This is a genomic window from Algoriphagus sp. SE2, from assembly GCF_039563885.1.
Lineage (GTDB): Bacteria > Bacteroidota > Bacteroidia > Cytophagales > Cyclobacteriaceae > Algoriphagus.
The window spans coordinates 289,771-314,720 of record NZ_JBCLWJ010000003.1; the positions used below are offsets into that span (position 1 = coordinate 289,771).

24 protein-coding genes are annotated in these 24,950 nt (G+C 35.1%); 13 read left to right on the forward strand and 11 right to left on the reverse strand.

Going from position 1 to position 24,950, the window contains the following annotated elements; translation table 11 throughout:
* Positions 1-38: 38 nt before the first annotated feature.
* Positions 39-386, reverse strand: a complete 348-nt coding sequence (gene rsfS, locus AAGF08_RS05325) for a ribosome silencing factor (RefSeq protein WP_343510057.1) — start codon at positions 384-386, stop codon at positions 39-41.
* Between the two features lie 59 nt (positions 387-445).
* Between rsfS and AAGF08_RS05330 the strand changes: the two genes are divergently transcribed.
* Both AAGF08_RS05330 and ahcY read left to right on the forward strand, forming a co-directional pair.
* The gene (locus AAGF08_RS05330) at positions 446-1,207 is read left to right on the forward strand and encodes a biotin--[acetyl-CoA-carboxylase] ligase (protein ID WP_343510058.1); all 762 of its coding nucleotides are present in this window, start codon (positions 446-448) and stop codon (positions 1,205-1,207) included.
* Between the two features lie 81 nt (positions 1,208-1,288).
* A complete protein-coding gene (gene ahcY, locus AAGF08_RS05335) occupies positions 1,289-2,608 on the forward strand; it encodes an adenosylhomocysteinase (RefSeq protein WP_343510059.1) in 1,320 nt (439 codons plus the stop codon).
* A 46-nt stretch (positions 2,609-2,654) separates the two neighbouring features.
* Here the strand turns inward: ahcY and AAGF08_RS05340 are convergent, their stop codons facing one another.
* The gene (locus tag AAGF08_RS05340; protein ID WP_343510060.1) at positions 2,655-3,455 is read right to left on the reverse strand and encodes a hypothetical protein; all 801 of its coding nucleotides are present in this window, start codon (positions 3,453-3,455) and stop codon (positions 2,655-2,657) included.
* Between the two features lie 102 nt (positions 3,456-3,557).
* Between AAGF08_RS05340 and AAGF08_RS05345 the strand changes: the two genes are divergently transcribed.
* The gene (locus tag AAGF08_RS05345; RefSeq protein ID WP_343510061.1) at positions 3,558-4,430 is read left to right on the forward strand and encodes an SDR family oxidoreductase; all 873 of its coding nucleotides are present in this window, start codon (positions 3,558-3,560) and stop codon (positions 4,428-4,430) included.
* A gap of 69 nt (positions 4,431-4,499) precedes the next feature.
* On the opposite strand, the gene AAGF08_RS05350 is transcribed toward AAGF08_RS05345, so the two are convergent.
* On the reverse strand, positions 4,500-5,573 hold the full coding sequence (locus AAGF08_RS05350; RefSeq protein ID WP_343510063.1) for a PAS domain-containing protein: 1,074 nt from the start codon (positions 5,571-5,573) through the stop codon (positions 4,500-4,502).
* Positions 5,574-5,617: 44 nt separating this feature from the next.
* On the opposite strand from AAGF08_RS05350, the gene AAGF08_RS05355 reads away from it, so the two are divergent.
* Genes AAGF08_RS05355 through AAGF08_RS05365 form a run of 3 tightly spaced genes read left to right on the forward strand, consistent with a single transcriptional unit; the run spans position 5,618 to position 8,037 of the window.
* Positions 5,618-6,238 (forward strand): HD domain-containing protein, encoded by a 621-nt coding sequence (locus tag AAGF08_RS05355; protein ID WP_343510064.1) that lies wholly within the window; start codon positions 5,618-5,620, stop codon positions 6,236-6,238.
* Between the two features lie 52 nt (positions 6,239-6,290).
* Positions 6,291-7,019, forward strand: a complete 729-nt coding sequence (locus AAGF08_RS05360; RefSeq protein WP_343510065.1) for a DUF2092 domain-containing protein — start codon at positions 6,291-6,293, stop codon at positions 7,017-7,019.
* A gap of 19 nt (positions 7,020-7,038) precedes the next feature.
* On the forward strand, positions 7,039-8,037 hold the full coding sequence (locus tag AAGF08_RS05365) for a DUF6515 family protein (protein ID WP_343510066.1): 999 nt from the start codon (positions 7,039-7,041) through the stop codon (positions 8,035-8,037).
* 40 nt (positions 8,038-8,077) lie between these two features.
* Here the strand turns inward: AAGF08_RS05365 and AAGF08_RS05370 are convergent, their stop codons facing one another.
* The gene (locus tag AAGF08_RS05370) at positions 8,078-8,575 is read right to left on the reverse strand and encodes a DUF4494 domain-containing protein (protein ID WP_343510067.1); all 498 of its coding nucleotides are present in this window, start codon (positions 8,573-8,575) and stop codon (positions 8,078-8,080) included.
* Positions 8,576-8,792: 217 nt separating this feature from the next.
* Between AAGF08_RS05370 and AAGF08_RS05375 the strand changes: the two genes are divergently transcribed.
* Positions 8,793-11,078 carry a patatin-like phospholipase family protein gene (locus tag AAGF08_RS05375; protein WP_343510068.1) on the forward strand — a complete coding sequence of 762 codons (2,286 nt, stop codon included), beginning with the start codon at positions 8,793-8,795 and terminating at the stop codon, positions 11,076-11,078.
* On the opposite strand, the gene AAGF08_RS05380 is transcribed toward AAGF08_RS05375, so the two are convergent.
* Positions 11,072-11,551 carry an Mpo1-like protein gene (locus AAGF08_RS05380; RefSeq protein WP_343510070.1) on the reverse strand — a complete coding sequence of 160 codons (480 nt, stop codon included), beginning with the start codon at positions 11,549-11,551 and terminating at the stop codon, positions 11,072-11,074. The two genes, AAGF08_RS05375 and AAGF08_RS05380, sit on opposite strands and share 7 nt — an antisense overlap.
* Positions 11,552-11,627: 76 nt before the next feature.
* Between AAGF08_RS05380 and AAGF08_RS05385 the strand changes: the two genes are divergently transcribed.
* Genes AAGF08_RS05385 through AAGF08_RS05395 form a run of 3 tightly spaced genes read left to right on the forward strand, consistent with a single transcriptional unit; the run spans position 11,628 to position 14,863 of the window.
* Positions 11,628-12,755: an FAD-binding oxidoreductase gene (locus tag AAGF08_RS05385; RefSeq protein ID WP_343510071.1), complete on the forward strand. Its 1,128-nt coding sequence runs from the start codon at positions 11,628-11,630 to the stop codon at positions 12,753-12,755.
* A 51-nt stretch (positions 12,756-12,806) separates the two neighbouring features.
* Positions 12,807-14,264 carry a Na+/H+ antiporter NhaC gene (nhaC, locus tag AAGF08_RS05390; protein ID WP_343510072.1) on the forward strand — a complete coding sequence of 486 codons (1,458 nt, stop codon included), beginning with the start codon at positions 12,807-12,809 and terminating at the stop codon, positions 14,262-14,264.
* The gene (locus tag AAGF08_RS05395; RefSeq protein WP_343510073.1) at positions 14,261-14,863 is read left to right on the forward strand and encodes a 3'-5' exonuclease; all 603 of its coding nucleotides are present in this window, start codon (positions 14,261-14,263) and stop codon (positions 14,861-14,863) included. Before nhaC ends, AAGF08_RS05395 begins: the two co-directional genes overlap by 4 nt.
* Here the strand turns inward: AAGF08_RS05395 and AAGF08_RS05400 are convergent.
* Positions 14,856-15,467 (reverse strand): YigZ family protein, encoded by a 612-nt coding sequence (locus AAGF08_RS05400; RefSeq protein ID WP_343510074.1) that lies wholly within the window; start codon positions 15,465-15,467, stop codon positions 14,856-14,858. The genes AAGF08_RS05395 and AAGF08_RS05400 overlap by 8 nt on opposite strands.
* Before the next feature lie 116 nt (positions 15,468-15,583).
* Between AAGF08_RS05400 and AAGF08_RS05405 the strand changes: the two genes are divergently transcribed.
* The 3 genes from AAGF08_RS05405 to AAGF08_RS05415 are packed head-to-tail and all read left to right on the forward strand — an operon-like array spanning position 15,584 to position 17,860.
* Positions 15,584-16,009, forward strand: coding sequence for an FdtA/QdtA family cupin domain-containing protein (locus tag AAGF08_RS05405; protein ID WP_343510075.1), 426 nt, complete (start codon positions 15,584-15,586; stop codon positions 16,007-16,009).
* Positions 15,981-16,913, forward strand: a complete 933-nt coding sequence (locus tag AAGF08_RS05410; RefSeq protein WP_343510076.1) for a hypothetical protein — start codon at positions 15,981-15,983, stop codon at positions 16,911-16,913. Before AAGF08_RS05405 ends, AAGF08_RS05410 begins: the two co-directional genes overlap by 29 nt.
* Complete coding sequence (locus AAGF08_RS05415) at positions 16,910-17,860, forward strand: glycosyltransferase (protein ID WP_343510077.1); 951 nt, start codon at positions 16,910-16,912, stop codon at positions 17,858-17,860. Before AAGF08_RS05410 ends, AAGF08_RS05415 begins: the two co-directional genes overlap by 4 nt.
* Here AAGF08_RS05415 and AAGF08_RS05420 read toward each other — a convergent pair whose 3' ends face one another.
* Genes AAGF08_RS05420 through AAGF08_RS05440 form a run of 5 tightly spaced genes read right to left on the reverse strand, consistent with a single transcriptional unit; the run spans position 17,861 to position 24,936 of the window.
* Complete coding sequence (locus AAGF08_RS05420; protein ID WP_343510079.1) at positions 17,861-19,132, reverse strand: insulinase family protein; 1,272 nt, start codon at positions 19,130-19,132, stop codon at positions 17,861-17,863.
* Positions 19,132-20,346, reverse strand: a complete 1,215-nt coding sequence (gene porV, locus AAGF08_RS05425; protein ID WP_343510080.1) for a type IX secretion system outer membrane channel protein PorV — start codon at positions 20,344-20,346, stop codon at positions 19,132-19,134. Before porV ends, AAGF08_RS05420 begins: the two co-directional genes overlap by 1 nt.
* Positions 20,343-23,597, reverse strand: coding sequence for a type IX secretion system sortase PorU (gene porU / locus AAGF08_RS05430; protein ID WP_343510081.1), 3,255 nt, complete (start codon positions 23,595-23,597; stop codon positions 20,343-20,345). Before porU ends, porV begins: the two co-directional genes overlap by 4 nt.
* Complete coding sequence (pssA, locus tag AAGF08_RS05435; protein ID WP_343510082.1) at positions 23,594-24,286, reverse strand: CDP-diacylglycerol--serine O-phosphatidyltransferase; 693 nt, start codon at positions 24,284-24,286, stop codon at positions 23,594-23,596. The genes porU and pssA overlap by 4 nt, the downstream gene beginning before the upstream one ends.
* Positions 24,283-24,936, reverse strand: coding sequence for an MBL fold metallo-hydrolase (locus AAGF08_RS05440; protein ID WP_343510083.1), 654 nt, complete (start codon positions 24,934-24,936; stop codon positions 24,283-24,285). The genes pssA and AAGF08_RS05440 overlap by 4 nt, the downstream gene beginning before the upstream one ends.
* Positions 24,937-24,950 lie beyond the last annotated feature (14 nt).

Genomic DNA, 24,950 nt, shown 5'->3' on the forward strand with positions numbered 1-24,950 from the left:
TTGTAAAACGGAATTGCTCGGGTAAAGTTTGTGACAGTTTAGCCAATTCGGGTGACTTTTGCATCTCCCCACAAATCTTCGAGTCCATAAAACTCCCGTTTGTCTTTAAGAAAGATGTGTGCTACTACGTCCACATAATCCATTAAAATCCAATTTCTGCCGCTTTTCCCTTCATTTCTCCAGGGACCTTTATCCCCTGCTTTTATCACCTGTTCCTCTATAGAGTCAGAGATAGCATCCAACTGCGTATCTGAGTTGCCAGAGCAAATCACAAAAAAATCGGTAACTGAATTCTTTATATGTCTTAGATCCATCAATAATATATCGGAAGCTTTTTTTTCTTCCATTCCTTTGATTATTACTTTGCTCAGCTCTTCTGCTGTCATATTATTATTCTAATTTTGTGAGTTGGGATTTTACTATTATTCCAACGATCCTAAAATTTATGTATAAAATTCTTGCCAATACCATTTTTTTGGGGAAAGATGTCCATTTCCTGCCAGACTGTCATTCAACTAATGATATAGCGTTGCAAATGGTCAGACAAGGAAATGTCTCGGAGGGCACAATTGTTATTTGCGACCACCAAATAAAAGGGAAAGGCCAGCGAGGAAATGTTTGGCAATCCCAAGCGGGCTTAAATTTAACTTTTTCTTTGATTCTAAAACCTGATTTTTTGGATATCACCGAACAATTTTCTCTAAATATGTGTATTTCGAATGGAATTAGAGGTTTGTTGGAAGACTATATTGCGGATGTGAAAGTAAAGTGGCCAAATGATATTAAAGTTCCCGGTTATGGTAAAATAGGTGGAGTTTTGGTTGAAAATACCTTTTCGGGAAGTAACTGGGAATATGCTATTGTTGGTATTGGACTAAATATCAATCAGAAAACGTTTTTAAATCCAGAGGCAACATCCCTAGCTTTAATAACTGAAAACAATTTCGATCTGAAGGAGCTTTTTAAGCTATCGATAAGTAGGATTGAGCAAAGTTATTTAATGTTGAAAAGGGGGAGGTTAAGAGAGATCAAAAATGAATATCTTAATCATTTATATCTAAGGAATAATAAATCACGGTTTCAATCAAATGAAGAAATATTTTACGGCGAAATAAAGGGGATTACATCTTTTGGCAAACTTCAAATTGAAACTGAAGAAGGGCAATTAAGACTTTTTGATCTTAAGGAAATTGTGTTCTTGGATTAAATATCTGATTTTCGATTCTAAACTTTAAGCGATACCTTTGCGCAAGTTTTAAGTGAATTTAATTAGTTAACAATCAATAATATGTCAGAAACTAAATCTGAAAAATACGTTAAGTTTAAAGTAAAAGATATTTCTTTAGCTGAATGGGGACGTAAAGAAATTAAATTGGCAGAAGCTGAAATGCCAGGTCTAATGTCTCTTCGTGAGGAGTTTGGAACTTCAAAACCTTTGAAAAATGCGAGAATTGCCGGATGTCTTCACATGACAATTCAAACTGCAGTTCTTATTGAAACTTTGGTTGAGCTTGGAGCAGAAGTGACTTGGTCTTCCTGTAATATTTTTTCCACTCAAGATCATGCTGCAGCTGCTATTGCTGCAGCTGGAATTTCTGTTTATGCTTGGAAAGGAATGACTGCTGAGGAATTTGATTGGTGTATTGAGCAAACATTGTTTTTCGGTGAAGATCGTCAGCCACTGAATATGATTCTGGATGATGGTGGGGATTTGACAAATATGGTTTTAGATCAATATCCTGAGCTTGTTGATGGAATCAAAGGACTTTCTGAGGAGACGACTACTGGTGTTCACAGGCTATATGAGAGAATGAAAAATGGAACGCTTCCAATGCCGGCGATCAATGTTAATGATTCTGTAACAAAGTCAAAATTTGACAATAAATATGGTTGTAAAGAATCATTGGTAGATGCTATCAGAAGGGCAACGGATGTGATGATGGCTGGTAAAGTGGCAGTAGTTGCAGGATATGGGGATGTTGGAAAAGGATCAGCTGCTTCCTTAAGAGGAGCAGGTGCAAGAGTTATTGTAACTGAAATAGACCCTATATGTGCACTTCAGGCCGCAATGGATGGATTTGCTGTTAAAAAGATGGTTGATGCAGCGAAGGAAGCTGATATTATTGTTACTGCAACTGGTAATAAGGATATTTTATCTGCAGAGCATTTTATGGCAATGAAAGATAAAGCGATTGTATGTAATATCGGTCATTTTGATAATGAGATCGATATGGCTTGGTTGAATAAGAAGTATGGCCATACCAAAAATGTAATTAAGCCCCAAGTGGATCTATATGAGCTAGAGGGCAAACAAATTATTATTTTAGCAGAAGGTAGATTGGTAAACTTAGGTTGCGCTACTGGTCATCCGTCTTTTGTAATGTCTAATTCATTTACGAATCAAGTTTTAGCGCAGTTGGAATTATGGCAGAATACGGATGAATATCAGCCAGGAGTTTATGTTCTTCCAAAACATCTGGATGAAAAAGTGGCTGCTTTACATCTCTCTAAATTAGGAGTAGAGCTAGAGACGCTTTCGCAAGAGCAGGCTGAATATATCGGAGTGACTGTAGAAGGACCATTCAAACCAGAATATTATAGATATTAATTCTGATCCAATAGAGTTTAAAAGGCAGCAATTCAGCTGCCTTTTTTTATGGATTTAGGAGAAGTTGCCTCCCATCAGGTAACAATACATTCGCTGCGACTTTGCAAGAATCAATCAATTCATATTTCAATTGATGCGTTACTTTTTTGTTTGATCCTCTTGAGATTTCCCATATTTCCGTTCCCGTAACAGGGATTAGTTCATTATTTTGGAAGCAGGTTGATAGCATTAATCTATCATTAGGAATCTCCACAGAAAATTCCCTGCCGGCAGGGTTTATCCCTGTGATATTTCCCCCGGAAATAATTCCAATAGAATTTGAAAGGCCTCTTGAATGCGTTAAATTCCCGGAAAACACAGTCGTTAAGTCCTTGGTTGTTTTGAAAGTAATGGGGTCAAAATTTTCTGTAATATCATTAGGACTGTTTCTTCTAAAGGTTCTAATCCCACGCATACTAATCCCGTTAAATGAATAGTTTTCATATTCCAAAATCCAAGTAGGTGTGATTCCTCCAGACAAGGAGAATTCAATAATCAATTTCCCTGATCTTTTTTTGGTGCCTGTTTGAAGACATTCATTTTCGTTATCAAAATCAAGGAAAACTTTTCTAGTATCGTTTTCTATTATCAAATTTGGACAACCAGGTAATGAACTTGTTGATTCTAAAGCTTGGTATTCTTCAAATGTTAATAAAGCAAAATAGAGACTCTCGCTCCAGCCTTCTGAAATGTTAAATAGTTGAGCGGCTTCTGCCGGTAAGTCTGTTCTGATAACCTTATCCGCATCTTCTTGACAGCTAGTTAATAGTACAAATAAAGAAATAAGTAAAAAGTTAATTCTTTTCATATCATTGACAATATCGTAAAATAAGCTCCTTTTTGCTTTATAATGTTCCTTTCAATTTCTGGGCCGAATGACTATCTTGGCTCATATTGAATTAAATATTTTATGAATTATTTAGATGGCATGCTTCGGGAAGGAGCATTGAAAGGAAAGAATATCCTAATCACAGGTGGAGGTACTGGTTTAGGAAAGTCAATGGGTGAATATTTTTTAGAATTGGGAGCAAATTTGGTGATTACTTCACGGAAAATTGATATTCTCAAAAATACGGCATCGGAAATGATGTTAAATAAGGGAGGTAAAGTAATCCCCGTTGCCTGTGATGTAAGGGAAATAGACCAAGTGGAAGGTATGTGGAAAGAAGCTATAAATGAACTTGGACAAATAGATGTAGTATTAAACAATGCTGCAGGTAACTTTATAAGTCCTACTGAAAGACTTTCTACCAATGCATTTAATACAGTTTTGGATATTGTTCTGAAAGGGACTTCTCAGGTTACTTTGACAGCAGGAAAAGATTGGATTGAGAAAAACCAAAAAGGTGTTTTTTTAAATATTGTCACAACGTATGCTTGGACGGGTTCGGGGTATGTAGTTCCCTCAGCAGCTGCAAAGGCAGGAGTTTTAGCAATGACAAGATCCTTGGCAGTGGAGTGGGCAAAATATAGGATTCGTTCAAATGCTATTGCCCCAGGACCATTCCCAACCGAAGGAGCATGGAGTAGATTACTACCTGGGGATTTGGTCAAGAAATTTGATCCAGCTAAAAAAGTCCCCGTAGGAAGGGTAGGGGAGCATCAAGAACTGGCAAATCTAGCGGCTTACTTAGTTTCTGATTTTTCTTCTTATGTAAATGGTGAGGTTATTACAATAGATGGTGGTGAATGGTTAAAAGGGGCTGGAGAATTCAATAATCTTGATCAAATACCGAAAGAAATGTGGGATATGATGGAAGTTTCAAGAGGAAAAAAAGTATAAGCCCCAAAATTCTTTGGGGCTATCTGAAAGCTAAATGGAAGATCAGGAATATTTAAACTCCTTTATTTGCTAAGAAAGAGAATCTGAGTCTAATTCAAAACTTTTGTTTTGTTCCACTGATTCTTTAATGCTCTTTTTTAAAGCCTGATCTAGTTGAGCAGTTTCTTTTTTTATTATCTCCATGATTCTTTTTGCTTCACCGGATTGCTGCTCGATGTCCAAAATGTCGATAAGCCCCAATATGTTGGCAACTCTAGCTCTTAGTGTATGAGATTGCTGAAAAGCTAATTCCTTTAAAAAATATTGATGTTCTTTCATCCACATATCTTGTTTCTTTTTCTCTGTAATATCTAATATTATTCCTTGGACTTTTTTAGGTAATCCATCTGAAGTCCAATTAATTGTTTTTCCGAATGCCATTACCCAAATAGTCTGTTTGCCTTTTGAGATTAATCGAAACTCTTTTTTAAAAGGTAAGTTTCCAGGAGATTTAAAATGATGGGTTAATTGCTGGGTTAACTCATGATAGTCTTCTTGGTGGATATGATTCTCCCATGAAATATTTCCTATTGATTCAATTTCATTTTCTGTATAACCTAATGTCTGAGCCAAACCTGAGCTGATGGTATTAATTTTTTCAAATGGATTAAACTCCCAAAAACCTAATAATTTATCTTCCAAAAGCGTGTCAATAATCTCAGAGGAAGAATATTCTGTATCAATGAAATCACCCAAATGAATATTATAATGTTTTAAAGAGTCAAGAGGGTGTCCAATTCCTACACAGGTTCCAAAATCTTCTGAGACAAAGAAAAATTCCCATTTAGATTTTAAGAGATTATCGGTGGGGTGGTTAATTTTTTGTAAATCAACTGAAAAAGATTGCTGATGATTGTTCCAAGCTTTTAATCTATTATTTTCATATTTGATCCAATCAGAAGAAAGGAAGCAATCAGAAAAATGCAAAGGTTTTTTTGCACTATCAAAAAGTGATGGGATGGGGCCTATTCCTGAATCTGAACTTATGACTTGTCCATTCTTATCCAAGGTCACTTGCATGAAATATTCTGATGTAATTGCCAGTTGGCTTAATATATCTAAAACTTTGACATCATTCATAATACAAGAAAAATACAAGATCATAAATTACATTAAATATTATTTAAAATACAATTAAATATACATGAATGGAAAATAAATCTTTAATTCTGGGAAGAAAAAACTTTGGTAATCCTAATAATAACGGGAATCTCATGTCAATTGAGGAAGCATTTACTCTTTTAAATGATTGGGTAAAAAATGAGAAGTTGAAAGCCCATATGATTCAGGTAGCTCATTTGATGAGGCAATTTGCTGAAAGCAAAAACTATTCGAAGGAGATTTGTCAAAAATGGTATTTGGCGGGATTGCTTCATGATGCTGATTGGGATCAATGGCCGGAACTTCATTGTAAAAAGATTATTGAAGAATTGGAATCAAGAAATATTGATCCGGAAATAATCAGGGCGATTGCATCTCATGGTCCTAGATATTTTGGGGTAGAGCCTGAAACAGAAATGGATAAAATGTTATATGCCTTTGATGAATTGAGTGGCTTTGTACATGCCTATTCATTAATGAGGCCTACAGCATATGAGGGTATGCAGGTTAAAGGAGTAAAAAAGAGGTTGAAAGATAAGACATTTGCAGCCCAAGTGAGTAGAGAGGATATTGCAGATGCCTCGGAAAGAGCCCGAATTTCAGTTGAAGACTTAATTAATTTTGTAATCATTCATCAAAAAGATGCATTGAAAGGGATAGTTTTATAAAACTAATTTAAAAGTATTGCTAGATTTAATATTAACTCTTACATAAGTTATTATGAAAAAAGTATTCTTAGGGCTTTTGTTGTTCATACCCTTATTTTCTGTTCATGCTCAAGATAAAGTTATTGATACCACTGCTGTTTTAATTTTAGACAGGATGAGTTCCATTTTTGGGGAAATGAAAGCATTGGGTTTTACATCGAACGTCTCTAAAGATGTAGTTTATGCGGAAAACTTTTTCATAAAAGTCTTCTCTCGTAGTGATGTAAAAATCAAGGGACCCAATAAGTTTATTTCGAGAGTACATGGTGAGAACAAAGAAGATCTTTATTCCTACAATGGGGAGCAAGTAGTATATTATTCCTTTAAAGATAATATTTACACAGTAGCTGATGCTCCCGATAACCTGATAGAAACAATTGATTGGCTATATAATGATTTTGGAATTGAGTTTACTTCAGCGGATTTTCTGTATCCATCTTTTTCACAGGATTTCGTAAACCAGATGGATTATATCTCATTTCTTGGAATGGCGCAAGTCGATGGAAAGCAAGCTTTTCATGTTGCTGGTAGTAACGATTTGATGACAGTTCAAATCTGGATTTCCAATGACTCATACTTTCTTCCAATCAAAACATTGATAACCTATTTTGATGGGCCTTATGCAAATCAATATCAAATCGATTTTTCAAATTGGGAAATAAATCAAGATTATCCAGACTCAATTTTTGAATTTTTGCCACCTCCCAGCGCTAAACAAATTACTTGGATGTCAGGGAAATAAGTCATTTAGAATTTAAATTATGAAAACTAGAAAAATTAAACTGTGGGTTCTTGGAGTAGGTCTATTGGGATTGCTTATTTCTACAGACTTTGCAAATGCTCAAAGAATGCGAGCTGGTGGAGCTAGGCCAGCTGCAAGACCAGCGACAACACGAACGGCACCTTCAAAGCCTATGAATACTCCAAAGGCCACTAGGCCCACAACAAGGCCTTCAAATAATAGATCCAAACCATCATCCTCAGGACAAATCTCACGACCTACTAACTCCAGTTCACGACCTACCATTAATGGAGGGTCTAATAGAGTTACAGATAAAAAAAATAATCAAGGAAGAGTTTCCAATATCAGGAATGATAATTCAAGAAATAATGTCGGCAATCGAGTTAATATCGACAATAGTAAAAATATTAATGTTAACGTCAACAATAGAAATAATGTAAACATTAGAAATAATAATGTTAGAAATTATAGACCTTATCGACCACCATATAGACCTTATCCAAGGCCGCCTTATGTTTGGGGAGGTTTTGGGTTTAGCTGGTTTAGACCTTATTACTATCATCCCTACACTCCATTTTATTGGGGACCAGTTTGGCACCCTTGGGGATTTTTTGTCGCCACGTTAGCTGTGACAGCAATTATAGTATCTGTCGATAACCAAGATTATAATTATGATGAGGGGGTTTTTTATGTTGAAACTGATAATGGTTATGTTGTAGTAGAGGCACCTCAGGGTGCAACTGTTAAAGTGATTCCAAAAGAATCAAAAGAAGTGGAGGTGTCTCCCACGATCAATAACTATTATTATGGAGGGGTTTTTTATGAAAAAAGCGATGGAGGGTATACCGTAGTTCCACCTCCTGCTGGCGCCGTAGTAGATGCTTTACCGGAAGGAGGAGAAGAAGTTAAAGTTGGAGATCAAACTTATGTTAAGATTGGAGACACGTACTATATGCCGGTCCAGGAAGATGGAAAAGAAATGTATGAAATAGTCCAGGTTGAAGAAGTGGAGGAGTAAAAAAACAAGTTATGGAAAAGGCCTCAAATGAGGCCTTTTTTTATTCTTCATTTGCTTGAATTTCTGATACTGGTTTAAAATTACCTTCTGGCAACTGTTCAGCTATTTCGTCTTTTTCGTAAGGGAATACTTCGACTATTGGACTTTCCACTATATCAGGTACTCTAAAACTCACCAACATATTGCTTAGACTCTCCTGAATCCTGTCAAAGGCATCCTTAACGTCTGATGCTGTTACAATCATATACTGTGTGACTTTTTTCTCTTTTCCACTTTCTCCGTCGGAAACAAGATATGATACTTTACATTTATACCATATGTCAGCATCCTCAAAAAAGAACACATCAACAATATTACTCTTACTTAAACCCGTGATTTGAAAATCACCTCTAATCTGTGATCCAAGACGATCATAAATTATCGCTTCAGCTTCAGTGAATGAAACAGCATCAACCAAATACTGTTCGGAGATATTTTTCAGTAACCCTTCTTCATTCTCCTTCGCATATTTTACTTTACACAAAAACCAAGTTCTCATCTTTCCATTTTATTAAATCGTGAATCTAAATCTTATCATTTGAAGAACCATGACTTTCGAGTTAAAAGTACCCATAAAACAGATCGTTTAATTGCAAGTACTTGAATATCATCTTGATTATTAGAAAAAATATTTTTTTGGAATTTTAATATTTAGAGGACACTCATTTTTGGTTCAGTTTTGATAAAAACTGTAAATTGAAAACAAATATTTAAGCATGCGCGAAAAAATCTGGTATAGTTTTCCAGTTCAACTTCTACTACTTCATTTAAGAAAAAATTTAGCTCTAATTTTTATTTGGGTATTGCTGTTGGGAATCATTCTGGAAAAATTCGGGATCATGTTGGGTATTCCATATCTCTTTTTAGATCCAGAATATTTACATCAAGTTTCTTGGATCAGTTTTATGATGGTTGGGATTGGTTTTGCGGTGCTTACAATGGCTTTTCATATGACTACCTACATCATGGATGGAAGTCAATTTAAGTTTCTAGCTGTTTTGCCAAAACCGTTTATTCATTATTGCTTGAATAATTCCATTATCCCCTTGATTTTTTACCTTATCTATTGTATTAAATTTATTCTTTTTCAACTTGCAAATGACCTGTCATCTGAATGGGTAGTCCTCAATTATTTTTTTGGTTTTGCTGTTGGAAGTGTTTTATCTTTTACCGTCATCTTTGGTTATTTTTCGTTCACCAATAAGGACTTTTTCGTTCTCTTTGCAGGTTCGCTTGACAAGAGACTAAGGAAAGTTAAATTGACAAGAGCGAATGTGATCAGTCAATATAAAGAACTGAGATCAAAACAAGATAAAGTGCTTTATTTTTTGAATTTGAGGTTCGGTTTAGAAAAAGTAAGGCCTGACATTTCTAGATTTGAGGGAACAAAGCTTTTAAAAGTATTTGATCAAAATCATTTAAATCTTTTTCTGATACAGGTTTTTTTGATTCTTTTTGTTTTGTTTCTAGGGTTTTTTAAGGAGAAACCTGTTCTTCAATTACCAGCTGCAATGAGTGCCACATTACTTTTGGCTATTTTGGTGATGCTGGTGGGCGCGGTAAGTTTCTGGCTTAGAAAATGGGCAACAGTAACAGTGATATTTGTAATATTTCTACTCAACTATTTTTCTAATTTTTCCTTTCTAAATAGACCTCACGAAGCTTTTGGAATCAATTACCAGGTAAAACCTGAGTTGTATAATCTTCAGAGACTGGATCAACTTCTTCACCCTGATACAGTCGCCAAAGATCGAAATCATACGATCAAGATTTTGAATAACTGGAAAGCAAAGTTTCCCAAAGAGACTAAACCTAAATTAGTCATGATTGCAGCAAGCGGAGGTGGCCAAAGAGCAGCATTATGGACCCTACATGTACTCCAGTCTATTTATAAGATTCAGGATGGGGATATCATAAAGCATACAGAGTTATTTACTGGAGCATCAGGTGGCGTCTTGGGAGAAGCTTTTTTTAGAGAAATTTATCTGAGATCACAGACGGACTCTAGTTTTGATCCAACTGATCCAAAGTTTCTGGATCAAATCTCTGCTGACAACTTAAATCCAATCATATTTACCCTTCTAGTAAATGACTTATTAATAAGGAACCAATATTTTGAATACAGGGGTTATCGCCATTTAAAAGACCGGGGTTTTGCTTTTGAAAACCAGTTGAATCTAAATACAAACGGTATTTTGGATAAGCCGATATTAGCCTATAGGGAACCTGAAAACGCAGCTATTATCCCAATTCTTCCTGTTACATCATTAATTACAAATGATGGTAGGAAATTGGTGATTTCTCCAAATTCTATGTCCTATTTGGGTACTTCAGTTTTGGGTAAAAGTGGAGAAGATGAAAAAAAGCAATCTATAGATTTTATCCGCTTCTTTCATGACCATGACCCATTGAATTTACGATTTCTTTCTGCTTTAAGAATGAGTGCTACTTTTCCTTTTATTACTCCAAATATTCAACTTCCATCTATTCCCGAGATGGAAACCATGGATACGGGCCTCTCAGATAATTTCGGTATTCAGGATGCGCTTCGATTTATGTATGTTTTTCAAAAATGGATTTCTGAAAATACGTCTGGTGTGGTTTTAATTACTATCCGTGACTCTGAAAAATCTACCGAAATACCCCCTACAACTCCACCGAAAATTTTTGAAAAGATTTTTACTCCTCTAAAAAACATATACTCGAATTGGGACAATATTCAAACTATCCAGAATGAAGTATTATTCAATTACATGAATGAATCCATGCCTTTTGAAATAGAAAAAATAGAATTTGAATATGCGCCGGAGAAGGTTCAGGCGCAAGAATTAAGTGAAAGCCAGGAAACAATGCAGCGGGCTTCTTTGAACTGGAGGCTTACAGCAAGAGAGAAAAAGTCAATTTTAGCCAGCATTTATACTCAAAAAAACCAGCTAAGTCTACAAAGGCTAGGTGATATTTTTGAAAAAAAAGAAGAGATGGCTAGGGATTCTATTCAATAAGCCAGCCCGATCTTTTTATATATAAAATGCATCAACCAAGCCGGTCCGATTAATAGGAATTGAATATCTTTTAGGAATGAGGGTTTTTTTCCTTCTATTTTATGTCCCCAAAATTGGGAAACCCATGCTATTACAAATATCCCTAAACTAATAAGCCAGAGTTTACCAGGAACTTCCAAGTTGATGAAATTTGCCAATGCTAAACACAAAGCTGAGAAAAAAAACATACCTAGTGCAAGGGGAGGGGAAAGAGAAACATAATATACTAAAACTATCAAAATAGCTAAGGTTGCCCAATTAGCAAATCCCTCTAAAAATGGGGCAAAATCATAAATAATATCAGCAGGAATTGAATAAATCAAGCCAACTATACTAAAGAAGATTGCTGGTACGCAAACCCAGTGAATTAACTTATTAGTTTGATTTTGATGGCTCAAACCATATTCATTCAACAAACCATCAATTTTTCTCATCGTATTTTGTGATTAAAACTCTAGATTTATTCAAATTAGCAAATCCATTTATCATTTAGAGAAAGAGAATAAAAAAATGTTTAGCTATTGGGAACAAAAGAATTTTTTAAAGTATGACTTGATTGTTATCGGTTCAGGTTTCGTCGGTCTCTCAACGGCTATTCACTTCAAAAAAAAACATCCCAAATCGAGTGTAGTAGTTTTAGAAAGGGGGATTTTTCCAAGTGGTGCAAGTTCAAAAAATGCTGGATTTGCTTGTTTTGGAAGCCTTACAGAAATCTTGGATGATTTTAGGCACATGTCCGAGGACGAAGTATTGGGACTTGTGAATAAAAGATACATGGGGCTGAAAGAGATCAAAAAAAAATTTGGAAAGAAGGAACTAGGATATAAGGACAGTAAAGGATATGAGCTATTGGAGGAGTCCCAATTATCTGCTTTGAGTGAATTGGCTCGGGTTAATAAAATGCTCAAAGGATTATTTAAAGAAGATGTGTTTTCTGAAGTAAAAGGATTCAAAAAATATGGATTTTCTGATTCAATAAAGATGGTGATCCAAAATAAATTTGAAGGAGAATTAGACCCTGCTAGGTATTTAAAGAGTCTTTGGGATTTAGCAGGGAAATTGGGAATCAGACTTTTAAATGGGGTAAATGTAAGTGAGCTAAATAAAGATACGGGACAGGTTCTAGCAAAAAATTCTTGGGACGGCAAAAGCTTTGAATTTCATGGAAGACAATTAGCAATTTGCACGAATGCATTTACTAATCAACTTTTACCTCAGGAAGATTTGAATCCTGGAAGGGGTTTGGTGATGGTATCAGAGCCTTTAGACTTTAAAATCTCATGGAAAGGGAGTTTTCATATGGATAAAGGATATGTCTATTTCCGAAAAATAGATGGAAGATTATTATTAGGGGGAGCGAGAAATGTTGATTTTGAAAATGAGGAAACTACCGATTTCATGATTAATCCCAAAATTGAATCTCATTTAGATAGGTTGGCTAATGAAGTGATTTTCCCGGGAAGGGAAATAAAATGGGATACAGTATGGACAGGAATTATGGCTTTTGGTAAAAAGAAGACGCCTATAATCCAACAAGTAGGGAATAGAGCTGTAATTGCAGTAAGGCTAGGTGGAATGGGAGTAGCTATCGGTTGGCAAGTTGGAAAAGACTTGGCTTCTCTGATTTCTGAAAAATAAAGTGGTTTTTTTTGATTAGATTCAAAAATTAAAATTACAAAACACCACTTAATGGAAGGAACTGTACGTGCCCCAAAAGTTATTGACGCCCTTATCCCTCTTATTTTTTTAATTGTACTGCTGGTATTAAATATCCAGGTTTTTGGAACAGATGGATTATCAGGTTCAAATCAAATCGTTTTAATTCTATCCGCAACTGTAGCGGCAATAGTAGCTATATTCAGACTTAAATTTAGATGGGAAACTCTCCAAGATGGCATAGTTAAAAGTATCAGCTCTGCCATGTCAAGTATATTAATTCTTTTCTTGATTGGAGCCTTAGCGGGGACATGGTTGCTAAGTGGCATAGTGCCAGCTATGATCTATTATGGACTTCAGATTTTAAATCCGACAATTTTTTTAGTTGCAGCTTGTCTTGTCAGTGGAATTGTATCCATTGCCACTGGTAGTAGTTGGACCACAGTAGCTACAGTGGGAGTGGCATTATTAGGAATCGGGAAAGCCCTTGGATTCGATGAAGGTATTATTGCTGGAGCCATAATCTCAGGAGCATATTTTGGTGATAAAATGTCTCCACTTTCTGATACTACTAATCTGGCACCTGCAATGGCTGGAACAGATTTGTTCACTCATATCAGATATATGGCCAGAACGACAGTTCCTTCTATTACTATTGCATTAATTATGTTTATCATTATTGGTTTCAATTATGAAACGAATGGTTCTGTAAACGATGTTAAGGCTATTTCTGCTGTAATACTTGAGCGATTTAATGTGAATGGATTGCTTTTTATTGTTCCATTAGTGGTTTTGATATTGATTATTAAAAAGATACCTGCAATTCCCGCCTTGTTAGCTGGAGCGTTGTTGGGAGGGGTTTTTGCATTGATTTTCCAACCTCAAATAATATCATTAATTGCAGGAGAGGATGGTTCCTATGCCTTTCAAGGGTTTAGGGCTTTAATGATGGCCATGTATGGTGAGATTAGTGTGGTGACTAGTAATGACGTGGTAAATGAATTACTAGTAACAGGAGGAATGGCTGGAATGCTAAATACTATTTGGTTGATTGTTTGTGCCATGGTTTTTGGCGGAATAATGGAAGAAAGCGGTATGCTTAAAGTATTGGCCGAAGCTGTGATCAGAAAAGTGCATAAAGTTGGATCTTTAATTGCTGCCACAGCGGCAACTTGCGTGTTTTTTAACATTACCACTTCTGATCAATATCTTGCTATTTTGGTTCCAGGAAGAATGTATGCAGACATATATAAAAAGAGAGGTCTTAAACCAGAAAACTTAAGCCGTACGTTAGAGGATTCTGCAACTGTAACTTCAGTTTTGGTTCCTTGGAATACCTGTGGTGCTACCCAGGCATCAGTTTTGGGTGTAGCCACTCTGGTCTATGCTCCGTACTGCTTTTTTAACATCATCAGCCCTTTTATGACGATTATGTATGGGTATTTTAAGATTGGTATCAAATATTACGAGAAAGAAGAAGAGTTAGCATGATTCCCTTAAGTATAAGTAAAGATGAAATAAATCAACTTCCACTTGGTCAATTTGAAGGGGAAATGTTTTTAATTGACGATTTGGAGGATGTGGATGAAGCAGCTGAATTCCTGATGAAACAAAGAATTATTGGCTTTGATACAGAAACAAAACCTGCATTTCGAAGAGGAGTTATAAACCAGGTGGCTTTACTTCAATTGTCTACTTCTACTCAGGCATTTTTATTCAGGCTTAATAATATTGGTAGTTTTCCCGAATCCTTAAGGAATGTTTTAGAAAAGGAAAATATCATTAAAGTCGGAGCAGCGGTTCATGATGATATTAAGGGCCTTGCAAAACTGACCGATTCATTTTACCCACAATCTTTTTTTGATTTGAATGACGAATTAAAAAAAGTCGGATTTCACAATGTTGGGGTAAGGAATCTTTGTGGGATGGTATTGAAGATTAGAATTTCCAAAGCAGAGCAAGTATCTAATTGGGAAGCGGAACAACTAACTGAAAAGCAAAAAAGATATGCCGCTACGGATGCTTGGGCCTGTTTGAAAATTTTTGAGAAATTGAAAGCAGAAGGCTACCTTGATTCTCTTCTTAATTAATAGTTTGAAGGGTTTCTATTTCTTCAAGGCTTTTTATCAATACATTTTCTAACCCTTTTCGAAATTCAAGTTTCATTTGGCAGTCAAGCATCATTTCCTGATCCAGGATTTTTAAATCATGTTTTTTAACTAGTTTCATTACTTCATTCATAGCGGGGTATTGGAACTTTACCCGTATCGTTTCGAGTACCATTTCCTCTACGATTTCATTTTCTTCAATCGCTAATGCGGCTGAGGATTTATAGGCATTAATAAGACCACTCATGCCTAATTTTGTTCCTCCAAAATAACGAACAACAACGATCAAGATATTGGTTAAATTGTTTGATCTAATTTGTCCCAATATTGGATCACCTGCGGAATGATTTGGCTCACCATCATCAACGGCTCTAAAAGTCTCACCATCTTTACCTAAAACATAGGCATAGCAATGGTGACGGGCACCGTAGTAAGTTTTCCTGAGTTCAAGTAACTTTTCTTTGACCTCATCCTCATTCCTGACTGGAAATGCGAAATAGAAAAATTTACTACTTCGGTCTTTAAAAAGGCCTTCACTTATTCGCTGAATTGTTAAATACGTATCATTTAGATTTTCCGAATTCATGATATTAATTGACCACGAGTTAATAGAATCACTCGCTAAATTAGAGATTTAACCATTCCATAACTGGAATACCTCTTTATTTCTGTTAATTTTAAGTGGAGAGGCAATCCTTGATTTTGAAGAAATTCATTATGGAAAATAGACCCTATTTATTAGATATTCCAGGACATTTCTCGGAGAGTGGTAATTTAAATTTTTGGGATAATGCAGACCTTTTTCCTTCTGGGATTCAAAGGTGCTTTTGGATTTCAAAAGTAAAAAAGGGAGAGACTAGAGGGAACCATGCTCATCTTGATGAATCCCAAGTTATAGTTTCTATTGCAGGAGTTTTACAAGTTAAAGTCACAACACTAGAAGGGGAGTTTTTACTATTTACCTTGGATTCCTCTTCCAAAGGTTTATTTATTCCGCCTTTAAATTGGATATCTATTAGTTTCTCTGAAGATTCCATACTTTTAGGATTATGTAATAGGGCTTTTTCAGAAGAGGATTACATTAGAGATAAAAAAGAATTTGACAACTATCAGAAAAGAAATAAGTAAGGGTCTTGAATTGCTAGTAGATCTATTTTCTTCAAGTCAGAAAGATTATTTACTTTCTAATTTCTCAATTCCGGGAGATCTACAATTACTAGACTTTTATTTACTTAAAAATGGTAAGAAAAAGGCTACTATCACTTTTTCGATTTCAAAGGAATATCAAGCTAAATCTATTCCATTAGCACCATTTGGTGGATTTTATATTTTGGATAAAATTAATTCTGCAGCCTTGGAGATCTTTATTAAAGAAACTATCTCTTACTTGAGAGAAACAGGTGTAAATCAAATTGAAATAACGAGTGCTCCAAAGCCTTATGAAGATTATCATGACTTGATTAATTACCTCCTATTTAAAAATAAATTTACAATTGAAAATCTCCTTTGCCACCAATTCTTTTTAGGTAGAAAAAAAATTAAAAAATGGGTTACTTTAGAACAATCAAAATTTCAAAAATTAATACAAAAACAAGAGATAAAAATCAAAAGTGAATCAATCAATAATTTTCATTTTCTAAATGATATCAGGCAATGGAATATGGAAAGAGGATATCAAATGAGTTATGATGAAAATAGGATCATCCTGCAAGTTTCAGAGAATCCAGAAAGATATTTCTTGATAAGTATTTTTGATTCAAAAAAACCGATTGCTCATTGTTTAGCGGTGAAGCTTTTTCCAGATACCTTGTATTATTTTCTTTCCGCAATCAATCCAAAGTCTAAATTGAAAAATGGAGGTGATATTCTCCTTCATCAGCTTTTTAAGCTAGCCAACGATGAGAAGGTAAAACTAATCGATTTTGGTTCTTCAGATTTGGGAAGAAAGGTCAACCATCCCTTAATGTTTTTTAAATCCAGATTCGCAACTGACTTTTCAAATAAGATAACCTGGATAAAAAATATATTATGAAAAGTTCAGGGCTAGTCACTATAGTATGTATTTGCTACAATCATGAATCCTGGATTCAAGAATGTCTTGAAAGTGTCAAACTTCAAGATTATCCTCAAAAAGAATTGATAATTATTGATAATGGAAGTTCCGACAACTCCCTAAGAATAATTCAAAAATGGGTTAAAGAAAATTCTGGCTCATTAAAACTGGAATTAGTTTCACACAAAGAACCGCAATCCTATTTAAAGGTTTTTAATGATGCTTTAAGGAAAAGCAAAAGCCAATATATAGTTGATCTTGCTGGGGATGATTTGTTATACCCAGATCACTTATCCCTGTCAATTGCTCGTCTGAAGCCTTCCAAAGATATAGCATTTGTTTTTTCTGATGCCTATATCCTCGATGAAGATCGGATTGTAAAAACTTTTTATGATAGAAAAAGTGGAGGAGAATTAAAAGAGGAAATTGAGTTAGGAAAAATTTATGAGACCTTGATTCAATCGTATTCTATTTGTGCGCCAACTATTGTATTTAATAGAGATATTTTGGTTCGAGAAGGGGGCTATGATGAGAATTTGAGCTATGAGGATTTTGATATTCAAGTACGTTTATCAAGAAAATATCCTTTGGTTTTTTCGGATCATGTAGGAGTTTTGAAAAGAAAACATTTAGATTCTTTATCCAGCAGTCAATATATTCCTTATTATTCTAAAATGCTTCCAAGCACACTTCTGGTTTGTCAGAAAATAAAAAAGATGAATGAGACTGAATCTGAAAATATTGCTTTGAAGAAAAGAATCTTATTTGAATTAAAGCATGCACTTTGGTCGGCTAATTTCAAAGTGGCAAGAGGCTTTATTGAACTAGGAGATGAAATCAATATTAAAAATCCTCTTTTTATGATATATAAGATATGGCTTCGATTAAAAATTGACCTCTCTTGGCTTTACACTCGATTAACTTAACTATCCTACCACTACCTCTACGAGACTTTTATCTTTATAATACGTTTCGCTCAATTTTAAAAGATCAGTTGCCTGAAAGGATTTTAGATAAGAAAGCTTATTAAAATAGTAAGAGAGATCCAATCCAGAATGGTGCACAGCTCTAAATCTATCCATGAGATCGAAGGAAGAACTAAATCGATTTAACATTTGACCAATCATGTAATTCCTTACAACCTCCAGCTCTTCAGAAGATATTGGTTCATGGACCAATTTATTTATCTCTTGATAGATTTCGTTTATTACTTCTTTATAGTAAACTTTTTGAACATCCGCAGAGATCACCCAGTATTCAGAATTTCCAATCTCAGCCAAGCTTGAAAATATTCCGTAGGTATGTCCCTTATCTTCTCTTATATTCTTAATTAATCTTGACCCGAAATAACCACCAAGAATGGTATTCAAAACCGTCAATCCAATAAAATCAGGATGTGATTTTGGAATTGAAAAACTTCCCATTCTGATACTACTTTGCATTGAATTTTCCCTAGGCTCTATTAAATTATAATTTGTTGTGATTTCAGGAATTAGAATTTGTTCTGATTCAATTCTATTTGGTAAACTTGATAAGCTTTTTTCGAGTAATTGGAATTCAAAATCTGAAAGATTTGCACTGACAAAAATCTCAATATTTTGCCAAAGCATTTCACGATAATAAAAATTTAATCGGTCTTGATTTATTTCATTGACATGACTTTCCTCTGGTTCAACACCATAAGGATGAAAAGGGCCAAATAAAGATTTCCGGAATAGTTGCCCTGCTCTTGAAGAAGTTTTTTCTTTTTCTAGTTTTTGACCTAATCGTTTTTGAGATTTTCTTTTTTCAATAGCATCAAAAGGAAATGAAGCTTCGGTAAACAATTCTACAAAAATAGGAAGGACTTGAAACAAGTGTTTTTTAGTCGTCAATAAAGCCAAACCTTCATTCGAAAAAGTCAGAATTGGGTTTACTTCACTTGCATGAAAATCGAAAAACTCAGCAATTTTCTCACCTGTTCTGTTCTTTAAGCCTTCTTGGAGCAAAGAAAGAGTGAAAGATGGGACCAAATTCTGAGAAAGAGGTAAGGATGCTTTTCTACCTTTTCCAATCACTTCGATTTTAACTACTTCTAAATTCGGAGTATTGTTGAAAAAAACCTTAGCGCCATTCTTAAGCGTGGTTTCAAAAGGACTAACGAGCTCAAAATCTTCCGGAATCCTAAATTCAGGAGCTTTCGACCTATCTAATTCCATTATAGATCCGATATTGAATAGAGTAATGAGAATCTAAGTGTTTCAGCTAATGGGTGATTTTGTTTTTGAGGCACTAAATATGAAAAGTCAAATCCAATTCTTTTAAGATCAAATCCTACACCCATGGTGAAGTATTTTCGTCCTCCTTTACTTTGGTTTTCAAAGAAGTATCCGGTTCTCAAATTAAACTTCTCCGCATAGGTATATTCTACCCCAAAGGAAACTGTAATTTCTTGCATTTCTTCAGAAAAACCTCCTGGTGCATCAGCAAATGAACCGAACATCCCTGAAATTAACGGTCTGTTTGGATCTTTTCCTTGTGCGATAATCAAGTTTCCATCTTCATCTGTAACTAAGGTTCCATCTTCATTTGTCGCATAAATAGGCGGTGTAGGCACCAAAAGCTTATTAAAATCCAAGGCAAATGTGATGGTATTCAAAGGATCTAAGTCTATAGAATAAGCTGTTCCAAGTCTTAAATTGGTTGGGATATAATCTAAATCGTCTGCACTATTATAAGTAATCTTCGGACCAATGTTTGAAATATTTACTCCCCAAGACCATGTTCCTTCTTTAGATCCAGAGAAAATTGGTTTTTGATAATAAAGCCCAACATCTGTACCTACGCTGATACCTGGTCTACTTTCATTTCCACCAGAAGAAGATATGTTTCCAGAGAGATTTGAATGGATGAATCTAGCAGAAATACCTAAAGCTAGGTTTGATGATAGCTTTCGGGAATATGTGCCTCCGATGGCAATATCTCTTGGGTTAAATTCTCCCAATTCATTTCCTTGTCCATCTGTCAATTGAATATCTCCCATATTAAAGTAACGAAGATCAAATCCGAATGCAGAGACATCATCTATTTTGACAAAACCACTTAAATAACTTAAAGACATGTCATTGACTAGTTTGCCAAGCCAAGGTGAATAAGACAATGAAAAACTCATCTTATCCTCAACAAATGCAAGTTTACCTGAATTCCAGTGGGCTGAATTTGCATCAGGAGAAGTAGCAACTCCTACATCACCCATAGCAGAATGCCTAGAGTCTGGTGCGAAGTTTAAAAAAGGCACAGCTGTAGTGATAACTCGTCTTGATGGGTCTTGACCAGATATTATAGTGCTATTCTGAGCAAAAGTTTCAAAACTAGCCAGGATGAAAATGAATAGGAGTATCGTTTTCCTGTTTCTAATGGCCATTATTTTCATTTAATAACTATTTGTCCGCTAGCCACCGCTATGGAATTATCGGTTTCTGACTGAAGCGTTAATTTGTAAATATAAGTTCCTTTTGCTGGATATTTTGTTTGGTTCTGAAAAAATATCCATGATAAATCATCTATTCGAGCAGATGCACGAATCAAACGAAATGATTCTGTAAATATTGCCTGTCCTGTAGTTTGATATACTGAAATTGTAAGTTGAAAATTTTCTCCAGGTCTATTATGCTCAATTACAAAATTACTAACTGCATCTGTGGGGTTTGGAAATGTCTTAGAATCAATGATTTTAAGCTTTTCACTACCTTCTACTAATATTTTAACAGGAAAGATACTTTGATTTCCCAAATTATCCCAAGCCTCTATTATTATTTGATTCTCACCTTCCTTTAATCCTGTAAATAATACTTCAATTTTTCCTTTTTGGTAACCATTCCCAGCTGCTACAAAATCATTATTTAAGGAAAAAGGAGTTCCTCCATTAATTTGAACACTAATTTCTTGATTGGGAATTAACCCTGAAATATCAATACCACTGATATCCTCCAGATCAATTTTTGCAAATAGAGACTTAGAAGGAAAACTATTTCCAATAGGGTTTAACCCGTTTAATAATAAACTGATTTCAGGGCCTGATATATCAGCCTCATTTTCAATGCTACCAGCAACCTTTATGATATCAGGTCCAAAGGCTTCAATTTCATTTTTCTCATCTTTTGCAATAATCCTTAGATTTCCTGAAAACTCTTCTTGGGTGATCCCTTTTGGTAAAATAAATTTTGAGCTTATTTTTCCTTCTGTCGCCACTCCTTCGCCTCTAAATAATACAATGTCTTCTTCAGTATATGGAAAGGGGCTATTTTCATTCCCTAACGTTACTTTTTGCCTTTCTTCCCCTCTAACTTCTATATGGAAGGTTCCATTAAAACTAATTTGAGTTGCACCTGTCAGCGCATCCTTGATTATGGATTCCAAAATAATTTCCTGACCGGCTTTTATTGAGCTTAAGTTATTTCCTTCTTTATCCTGAAGTGAATTAATTTCAATCTCCAATTCCGGATATGCAAGTTTAAGACTGGGGTCGCCTAAAAGAGAGAAGTTGCGGTTGAGAGCACCATTCAAGCTATTATTTTTTGTGTTTTTGAAGATTGTTCCTAAGTCTTGATAGTCACCATTCTCGGTTTTAAACAACTCCTCTGTAAATGCCTCATTTATGGTAAAATTGACACTAGAGAATACAGGCCTCCCTGTACTTAATAGGCCTATTGCCCCTTTTCCCTTTGCAATAATTAATTCTTCTGCTGCTGACCTCAAAAATGGACTATCATGCCTCCCAAACTCGCAGGTAGCAGTCATCCATAAAGCCATTTTTTTTTGTTTGGGCCAATTGTCAATATCTGAAACTAAAAAAATTTCTTCTGCAGCAAGCGTTGTTTCATTTCCATGTCCTATATAGTTTAGAACCAACGTTCCTCTTTCAAGAGTTTCTTCTAATGCTTTTTTTGCATCGGGAGATTTTTGATTTTGATCTGCTGAAGATGATATTTGTTCAAAACTATCCAGATAAAGCTTCTCTTGAATAATTTCAAAGGAATTTATTTTTAAATATTCTGAATGCCTTTCTGCATCTCGCATATGAATATTATTGTCTCCATCATCTACCAAATAGGTAATGCTTTTTTTCCAAAATCCTGATTCGTATGAAGTTTCATATTCAATGATCTTATTAACCACATTTATAGCCTCATCTATAGTCACAACCGGTAAGCGACCAATTCCAATTTGCATCAACTCATCCCCATCTTTATCTTCTTCCCATCTCCCTTGACCAAATTCCAAAAGAGCTAGAAAGTCATCTGAACTGAATGTAAAAAGCGGGTTCAAACTATTCACGCTTGAATAAATCGGCACTAGACTCGGCCGGCCTCCTAGTTTTCCTTTGTTATCAAAAGTTCCTTTTCCTAGAAGTAAAACGTTTTTCAGGCTTTTTTCAGGATGATATCGAGAAGCTAAAAAATTTCTGATGGAGACGATATCTTTATTTCCATAACCAAATGAATCATAGATGTCATCTAAAAATGCTATTTCAGTATTTATTCCCAGGGAGAGCTTGTGTGATTTAAGCTTTTCCGCTGCAAATGAGAAAATTTTAGGAGCGATAATTATAAGTTCTGAAGATCTATTTTCTGCCAAATTTCTAGTAACTAAATCGAAATCTTTTAATTCAGGAGTTTCAAATGAGTCAAAAACCACTATTCGATTACTATTAAGAGATTGACTTTTTGAGGAGTTCAGGTTAATAGGGTTAAAAAAATCGCTGATATCCCAATAATTTAAATCTGCTTTTCTTTCAATTTTAAAACTTTCATTTTCAAGATTATGGTAGATTCCTACTTGTAAATCTTCGCTCGAATGTGGGATTCCCAAAGCAATGTAATCCCAATATCCAGAGGAGTTCAAATCTGAGCTTTGAAAGCTGATTCGAATCCTTTCCAACCGATTGGATCCGGGATTATGTTCTACGGAAAAACTTTCTTCAATACCTTTTACACCATACGTAGTATTTGGGATCGGTAAGAATTCTGTTTCATAAACCGAACTATCGTCTGCCAAAACAGACAGGGTGGAGGTTGTAAAGGAACTTGACATTAAAGTTCCAAATATTTTCCAATTACCTGTGATTCCAGCATTTTCGAAAACTGAAATAGTTCTTGAACTTCCTGAAAATATGGGTTCTGAAAACCACTTTCTACCGGAATTTAAAATGTTTGTTGTTTCACCCTTATAGGCTTTCATCTGATAAAGGGTTCCAAAAGTAGTATTAGGGGCTTCCTCCGGGAGTTTATCCAGTTGTTTTGGAGGTTTCCCCACCTCTACCAAATAGCTTAAACTGTCAGAAAATAAATGATTTTGATATGCCAGTTCTGTTTGGTTATCGGCATTGAAAGTATGCGGCCCTTCTAAAAATATATATAAGACGCCATCTTGAATTGAGCTTGGGATTTCCTGTAATTCCAGTTGCTGTTCTTTGAGAATTTGAGGAAGCATTCCGGGATAGCCATATACTGAAATCTCTGAAATTGAGTTGGCACCTAGTTTTCGTGCCATCGATTCTGTTAGTTTATAAACTCCGGATTCAGGAACTTTGAAAGTGTAGAATTTAGTTTGGGAAAAGGAATTCCAATAAATCGAAAGACTTAGAATTAAAATAAAGAAGTTCTTTCTTTTGCTGGGTTTCATTCACTTCCTATTGCGTTTTCTACCACAGATAAACCAATGTAAGAAAGGATAATCAAAGGAATTCCAGCTAATCCAAATCCTATAAAAATCAATAAACTCAAGCCCACCAACGCATATCTGAAAACATTCTTTTTGAAAGCAAAAGACTTAAATTTCAAAGCAATCAAGGGTATTTCTGAAATTAGCAAAATGGAAAGCGTGAAGGCTATTGCTATAAGAAAGAACGGAGAAGTAATTACTGTTCCGATTTTGGGCCATTGAATAGCAAAATGAAGTAAGGTGCTTACAAAGAGTGCAGCGGCAGGAGTTGGAACTCCAATAAATCGATCTGTCTGACGCGTGTCTAAATTAAATTTGGCTAATCTCAAAGCTGAAAATAATGGAAGGATTAAAGTCAAATAGGGTAACCATTCTAATTGAGAATTAGTTTTTGCCATAGCAAACAGGATCATGCCTGGAAGAACTCCAAATGAGACCATGTCTGCTAAGGAATCCAGCTGCTTACCCAATTCACCCTGAACTTTGAGTAATCGTGCAGCGAATCCGTCTATAAAATCTAAGAATGCTGAAATTAATATAAACCACGCTCCTGAGATTATATATCCATCCAATACCCAAATAATTCCAATTATTCCTGAAAGTAAATTCAGTAAAGTGACAGAGTTGGGAATATGTGATTTGATTTTCAAGACCTTGCTTTTAGCCCCACAAAAGGGTTGTTTATTTTTTCGAAACCTATCGTAGTTTTCGGTCCATGGCCTGGATAAGCTACCGTCTCTTCAGGTAGAGAAAACAACTCAGATTTAATTTTGGCAATTAAAAGGTTATGATTTCCTCCAGGCAGATCTGTTCTTCCTATACTGCCTTTAAAAATAGTGTCTCCTGAAATTAATTGTTTTGATTCTTTATGGTAAAAAACCACATGCCCCGGTGAATGTCCTGGTACAGATAGAATTTTTAAAGATTCACTTCCCACATTAATATACTCACCCTCCTTAAGATAGTCATCAGGTTCTGTACCTTCATACATTTTGAATCCATAATTGGGGGCGTAGGCTTCAACTGATTTCAGAACAGGCAATTCTGCTTTGTGAATAAATAAAGGAATTCCGAAAGTTTTCTTTGCCCAAGCATTCCCTAAAACATGATCTATATGACAATGCGTGTTAAGAAGTTGAAAGATATTAATAGCATTTTCTTCAGTAAAATTTTTCAATTCCTTTTTTTCAAAATCTTCATAGCAGCCAGGGTCAATTAATACTCCCTCACCGTTTTCATCATAGAGCAGGTAGGTGTTTTCCTGAAAAGGGTTAAATGTAAAAGTCTTTATGTTAAGCATTGGAATTGTCAGTA